This is a genomic window from Sinorhizobium sp. CB7, from assembly GCF_041357635.1.
Classification (GTDB): Bacteria; Pseudomonadota; Alphaproteobacteria; order Rhizobiales; family Rhizobiaceae; genus Rhizobium.
On record NZ_JAULLL010000010.1, the window covers coordinates 303,917 to 310,782 of the forward strand.

At 59.1% G+C, this 6,866-nt stretch carries 6 protein-coding genes; 1 reads left to right on the forward strand and 5 read right to left on the reverse strand.

Translation table 11 applies throughout. The annotated features are described in order from the left end of the window. The 5 genes from AAE029_RS20755 to AAE029_RS20775 form a co-directional block, all read right to left on the reverse strand. The gene (locus tag AAE029_RS20755) at positions 1-858 is read right to left on the reverse strand and encodes a carbohydrate ABC transporter permease (protein ID WP_371074776.1); all 858 of its coding nucleotides are present in this window, start codon (positions 856-858) and stop codon (positions 1-3) included. A gap of 11 nt (positions 859-869) precedes the next feature. Continuing rightward, positions 870-1,787 (reverse strand): carbohydrate ABC transporter permease, encoded by a 918-nt coding sequence (locus tag AAE029_RS20760; RefSeq protein ID WP_371074777.1) that lies wholly within the window; start codon positions 1,785-1,787, stop codon positions 870-872. Positions 1,788-1,902: 115 nt separating this feature from the next. After that, a complete protein-coding gene (locus AAE029_RS20765; RefSeq protein ID WP_371074778.1) occupies positions 1,903-3,168 on the reverse strand; it encodes an ABC transporter substrate-binding protein in 1,266 nt (421 codons plus the stop codon). 287 nt (positions 3,169-3,455) lie between these two features. Next, entirely contained in the window at positions 3,456-4,334 is an 879-nt protein-coding gene (locus tag AAE029_RS20770) for an aminoglycoside phosphotransferase family protein (protein ID WP_371074779.1), read from the reverse strand. A 311-nt stretch (positions 4,335-4,645) separates the two neighbouring features. Next, positions 4,646-5,605 carry an aldo/keto reductase gene (locus tag AAE029_RS20775; RefSeq protein ID WP_371074780.1) on the reverse strand — a complete coding sequence of 320 codons (960 nt, stop codon included), beginning with the start codon at positions 5,603-5,605 and terminating at the stop codon, positions 4,646-4,648. A 172-nt stretch (positions 5,606-5,777) separates the two neighbouring features. On the opposite strand from AAE029_RS20775, the gene AAE029_RS20780 reads away from it, so the two are divergent. Next, complete coding sequence (locus tag AAE029_RS20780; protein ID WP_371074781.1) at positions 5,778-6,677, forward strand: AraC family transcriptional regulator N-terminal domain-containing protein; 900 nt, start codon at positions 5,778-5,780, stop codon at positions 6,675-6,677. Positions 6,678-6,866: the final 189 nt, after the last annotated feature.

Sequence of the window (6,866 nt, forward strand, 5' to 3'; positions counted from 1 at the left end):
CTACCCCTTTACGGCGCCGAAGGAAAGGCCGCGCACGAGATGGCGCTGCACAATAAGCGCGAAGATGATGATCGGGACGCTGGCGAGGAAGCCGGCTGCGCTAATCTCGCCCCAGTGGGTGGTGTACTGGGTAACCCGGCCGGAAATGCCAACCGGCAAGGTCATCGACCGGTCAGTCTGGGTAAGGATCAGCGCCAGCAGGAACTCGTTCCAGGCGAGAATCAAGCTGAAGATCGCCGTTGCGGCGAGACCGGGCCGAGCCAAAGGCAATGCCACATGCAGAAATGCGCCCCACCGCGTGTCGCCGTCGACCATTGCGGCTTCCTCAAGTTCGGGTGGGAGATCTTGGAAGTAGCTCTTCATCATCCACGTCACAAAGGGGAGATTGAAGGCGGTGTAGGAAACGACGACGGCAAGCCTGGTGTTCAGCAGGCCAAAGAAATTGAAGAAGATGAACAGCGGAATGATCGTCACGATCGGCGGCATCATGCGCGTCGACAGGATCCAAAATGAGATCTGGTACCGCAACTGGCCCGGATAGCGGAAGCGGGCCAACGCATAGCCGGCCATGGTACCGAAAATGAGCGAGACGATCGTCGTCGCTACCGCGATGATGAAACTGTTCAAGGCATAGATCAGGAAAGGCTGTTCTATGAAGGCCGCCTCGTAATGCTTGAGGGTCGGCGAAAAGTCGAACCACACCGGCGGCACCGCGAAGATGTCGATGTCCAACTTGAATGAATTCACCGCGAGCCAATAGACCGGGAAAACCGCGATGAACAGTGCCACTATCATCACCAGATAGGCCAGGATGCGGAATATTACTTCCGTGGATCGATGCCGGACGCGGGTTACCATCCCATACCTCCTCAATCCACCAGTCGCATTCGTTTAATGAACCAGGTGCTGAATCCGACCGTTACGAACAACATCACCAGCGAGACTGCCGCGGCATAGCCGATATCGACAAATGTGAACGCGACTTTGAAGACATAGAGGCTGAGCGTCTCCGTTGCTCCCGCCGGGCCGCCCACGGTCAAGATAAAGACCAAGTCGAACAACCGGAGCGCATCCATGATGCGAAGGAGCAATGCGATCGCGATGACTGGCTTGAGGAAGGGGATCGTCAGGTCCCAGAACTGGCGCCAGGCGGAGGCGCCGTCGACCTGTGCTGCCTCGTACGGCTCGCTCGGAAGGCTCGCCAGCCCCGCCAACATCAGCAGAAAGATGAATGGCGTCCACTCCCAAACGTCTGCCGCGATAATCGTTCCCATGGCGAGGTTGACATCGCCGGCCCACGCTTGCGAGGGCAATCCCAGACGGAACATCAACTCGTTGAGGACGCCAAATTGCGGTTGATAAATGAGCTTCCACGTCAGCGCGACGGCGATCGGCGGAATCATCATCGGCACTAAAAGGATTGTCTTGAGGAAATTCAGCCGACGGATGTACTTGTCGAAAAGGAGGGCAAGACCGAGACCGAGCAGGAATTCGAGTGTCACTGCCACGACGGTGAATACCGCCGTGTTCTTCATGGCCACATGGAGTTCCGGATCGGTGAGCATCCGAGCGAAATTGCCGAGGCCAACGAACTCGCGAGGTATATCCGGGTCAGGGCTGACCTTCTGTAGTGCCGCGGCAAACATGTAGACGGTCGGAAAGAGCGTCAGCCCTGCGAGGATCAGCAGCGTGGGCATAAGCATAAGGATGCGCAGGTGCCGCTCACGCCAGCGCTCGAAGGCTGCACCCACGCTTCCAACCGTGCCGGTCGTCGTTGGATCAATCATCCGCTCTCGCATCGCGGGACACCCGTTGCGTCGAGGGATAGCGCGACGCTTCGCCAATCAAAGTAGGAAGCGGGGTATAACCTCCGCTTCCCTGGTCAGGGCAGCCCGGCACGCGCTATTTGCCGATACCGGTGATCTTCTCGATCGCCGTCTGTGCGTTGGCTAAAGCTTGGTCGGGGCTCTCAGTGCCGGCAACAGCCTTGGAAAGCTCTATGCCGAGCGCGTTCTCGATCTCGGGCCACTTGGGATGGCGCGGTCGCGGCGTCGAGAAGTTGATCGCCTGCATCAGCGTCGGGTAATGCCGGAATTGTGGCTGCGAGGTGAGTTCGGAATCCGTGAACACTGAGAAGCGGACCGGCGGATTGCCGCGAGTGGCGGAAATCTTGATCTGCTCCGGCGAGGTCGACCATACCATGAAGTCGAAGGCCTCCTGCTTGTTCTTGGAAGCCGACATTATGCCCATGGTCCAATGACCGATCTCCGACGAGCCAGCATGCGTGCCTGCAGGCATCGGTGCATAGGAAATCTTGCCGACCACCTGGCTCTGGCTCGGGTCCTCGAACGTAGCGACCCAGTTCGGCCAGTTGATCGAAGAAGCGGCGATGCCTGATGTCATTGCACGACCGACGTCCTCGGGACCGAAACTCTCCACACCCTTCGGTGAAATGCTCTTAAGCTCCATGAACATCGTCATGGCGTCTTTGGCTTCCTTGGTGTCGAGAGTTACCTTGGTACGGTCCGCATTAAAAAGATTGGCGCCGTACGACCACAGGAGCGGCATGAAATCCGCCACCACGTTGTTGCCTTGGCCACCGCGGAACACGTAACCATAGAAGCGGCCCCCGCCCTTGTCGCTAATCGCCTTGGCCGCCTTGTAGACATCATCCCACGTAGCAGGTGCGCCGGAGACACCAGCCTCCGCGAACTTGGCGCCATCATAGAAGAACATCTGCGCATTGCCGACATAGGGGATGCAGACGAACGGACCGGTATTGTATGGGTTGCGACAGACTGCGAGCGACTTTGCTAGGAAGTCGTTGTCTGGGCCAGGGACCCCTAGCTTCGCGAAATAGGCGCTTAGATCCTCGAGGTGGCCATTCTCAGCGAAAAATGGGATCCAGGGGTCGTCCATCAGCACGATGTCGAATGCGCCCGATTTTGTCTGTCCCGCATTGGCCGCCTTCTCGAAAACATTGGCATAAGGCGCCTGGACAGTCTCGACCTTTGTGCCCTTCAACTTCGAATAGTCGGCGGCGGCGGCCCTAAGCCCGTCGCCCTCGCTGCCTGACGGCACGAGGATCGTGATGTCGGCCCATGCGTTTCCGTTGATCGCGAGCGCGGACGTCGCAATAGCCAAGGTAAGCAGCAATTTGCGAAGCATTGTAGACCTCCCATTCCGAGCTGTTCCAGAGGCCTTTGTCGTGGTGGCCCCGCCCTTTCCGGCATCGCGGAAATGCTGGCTCGACTTTTAGTCGAGCCATGCTGCGGCGAGTCGAAACGTCGTCTTGCTTTCCTCCCCCGAACCGGCCTTTGCTCCCGTTATTAATTTTATCACATCGGGAGCTTTATTTAGAGATATTATATTAGAACTTCCTTGAATTAAGTCCAAACCGCAGACGGCGAGACCGAGCGCCTCTCAGCCGACTGATCGTGATTGAATGCAATCGTCTAAGGATGGTCCGTCATTCCGGCCCATGCGGCTACGCTGCGGATCATCGTCGGAGCATGCTCGGGATCATCAGTGAGTTCGGCCAACTCCGACAGGCGATGAAAGCCGGTGAGTATCTCAATGCGCCGGCGATCGATCTTGAGCCCGGTCAGTTGCTCATATGCGGTGACGATCCGTTCGGTCAGATCGGGCGAAATGAAATTCGAATAAATGAAGTCCTGATGCAATGGCCCGAAGCCTGAATCGGCGAAGTCATAGATGCCAATAAGCAGGCCTTTCGAATGATCGAAAGCCATGTTCCAGCCATGCCCGTCGAAGAAGCCGTAGATCGTGCCGTATGGATCCGGCGGCAATCGCTCGAACTCCAGGACGATTTCTTTCGCACGATCGCGAATTTCGCGTGGGAGCACCGGCAACGCTTTGGCCCGGACCACATCAGGCGCCTGCCAGGGTCCTATGGCCCTCGCGCCTGCAGCTCTTATCCGATCCGCGTCCAGCTGATGGATCTCTGCGTAAAAACGCGCCAAATCCTCACCAAGACGCTGCCGGGCATCTTGCGACAGTTTGGCGTAGTCCGCGGTCAGGAGATGCTCGCCCTTCACCTTCGCGTGGACAGAAAATAGCGGCGGCCCCTCATGAATGCGCATGTCAGGAACGGCCGTTGAGATGGACGGACGGATCACAGCGAGCAAGGCGGCTTCCCTCAGAAGCGCCCTCTTTGCGACTCCATGACGGGGGAATTTGAAGATCAATCGGTCATCGACATCGACAGCCGTCGAATCCCACCCCTTCGTCGCGAGCCTGAATGTCGAGGCGGCAAGTTCCGGAAACAGGCCAATGATAAGAGATCGAAATTCGTCCATGTGCGGTGTTTTCATGCCTCTATCGTATGATGGATCGCAAAACGCTCAAAGTGGAAGGCTCCATTCTTATCGGCGCCAGACCAGGGGCCATTGTCAGGCGAAACGTCGCGACCGCTTTTGGCCCCCAAAGCGGACATTTGATCCTCGTCGAAGGATGCGGCTGTTTTGCGCCCTCTTTCTGGTCGTTCGGCAAGAGGCAGACCGATCCCGAAAGCAGTCATCTGGCGCAATTAGGCGCGGCGGCTCATTACGCCAGAGGCAGACGCGAGATGATCGCCTGTCGTATTGCTCGGAACGGCGGTCCGAGGACTTTGGTCGGCAAATGTTCAGACTTGCATCTCTTGTTCCCACCAGCCGCGAGTGTTCACGTTAGCGGCGTCGGCGAGAGCTTCCAGCTCTGCGATTTCGTCTGTGGTGAGCGTGATGCTGCTGGCTCGGACCAGACCATTGACATGAAGTGGCTTGGTAACGCCGATGATCGGCGTCGTTCCCTTGGCGATAGCCCAAGCCGCCGCGACATCGGGAGCTGCTGCACCCCGCTTCTGACCGATCGAGGCGAGCTTGTCTGTCAGCGCCTTCAGCTGAGGCAGGATGCCATTGTAAGTCTCCGCCCGGTTGCTGCCTTCCGGCAGGGGGTTCTCCGGACTGTACTTGCCGCTCAGGGCACCCTGTTCAAGCACCATATAAGCGAAGAATGGGATGCCGTGGTTACGGCAGTAGTCCAGGATGCCAGCGCGCTCAGAGCTGCGGTAGAGGAGGCTATAGTGGTTCTGGATGGCTTCGACCCGAAACCCGGCTTCTCCGAGAATCTGGTTGGCGAGCTCGATTTCGCCCCGGTTGTGATTCGAGACGCCGACATGTTTGACCTTCCCGCTCTTCAGCAACGGGATCAGATGCGGAGTCCACCGCGCCACATCCGCTGGATTGTGAATCCAGTAGAGGTCGATGTAGTCGGTGCCGAGGCGGGCCAGGCTCTGCTCTAGCATGTCCGCCACCGGATCGTCGCCAATTCCCGCGGCCTGCGGGGTGAACTTCGTGGAGAGCTGGTAGTCGCTGCGCGCAAAGCGCTTCAGTACTTCCCCGAGTACGGTCTCTGAACGGCCCATGCCGTACACAATGGCGGTGTCCCAGAGGCTGAACCCGGCCGCATGCGCCCTGTCGGCGACCTCTTCCAGGTCAGCCTGAGTGAGGTGGCTGCCGAAGTAGCCGTTGCCAATTTCGCCGCTGTCGCCCCAGGCCCACGGGCCCAGTGCGACCGTGGGGATCTTCAGATTGTCGGTTGTCATGTTTGCTCCATATTTTGTTCCGCGGCCAGGTTTGCTGTGATCCAGGCGCCGCTGACACTATGATGCGCGGCGCCGCCGAACCGTTAGCCTGATGCGCCGAGATTACTGCCCAATCCTCCAGAAGCCGCGGTTCGCATTGCCGCGCTTCCGCGCTCGTGCGATAGTCCGTCCCATGGAAACACTGGCGGAAATTGCAGCGATAATTGCCCGGAACGTCTTGAAGGATGGTTTCCACGCCACCCCCATCGAACGCGTGACGCTTGTTCGATCCTCCACGGTGACGATGCCGATGCCGAATGTTTATCGGCCGCAACTGTGCCTCGTCGCGCAGGGGCATAAAGAGGTCACGCTGGGCGACCGCGTCTTCAGATACGCACCGGGGCGCTATGGGGTCGTGACCTACGACCTGCCGGCGATAGGCCATGTGGTCGAGGCGACGCCTGACAAGCCCTACCTCTGCCTATACCTCGATTTCGATCCGGTCATGCTGGGGGACTTGGCGTTGCGCGTGCCGCCGCCGCCGGGAGCGCCATCCCCGCCCATCGGCAAGACGGTGTCCGACGCCGGCGCCGGTCTGCTCGACGCGGCGCTACGCCTGCTGCGCCTGCTCGACGATCCGGCAGCGCTGCCCGTGCTCGGGCCGCTTGCCGAGCAGGAAATTCTCTATCACCTGCTCGCCGGCCCTGACGGCGCCAGAATGCGCCACATTACCTCCAGCCAGGGTCGGGTGGCCCAGGTCGGCCGCGCCATCGCCTGGATCGGGAAGAACTTCCGGGAACGGTTCAGCATCGAGCGACTTGCCGCGGAAGTAGGCATGAGTCCGTCGAGTCTGCACGAGCATTTTCGCGCCGTGACGGCGATGACGCCGCTGCAATTCCAGAAGCAGCTCAGGCTGCAGGACGCCCGCAGCCTGATGCTGGTACAGGACATCGACGTTACGACTGCCGCCTTCCGTGTGGGTTACGAGAGCCCGTCGCAGTTCAGTCGCGAATATCGCCGCCACTTTGGAGAACCGCCGGCGCGCGACATAGCCCGCTTGCGCGCTTCGCCGGGCTTGGCAGTGGTAGCTTGAGTTCAGCTTTCAGAAGTCGGCGCATCAACGTTTAGTCCAAATCGCCATGGCTGGCTTTATTTCGCACAATCCCTATTATTAATTTGGTCAAATTTCTCAAGCGCGCGAGCAACCATTTGGGCTTCCGCAAGGGGAGGAGTGACGCCATGCGGCCGGATGCTTGATGGATCAGGCCGACTAGGAGAGCGA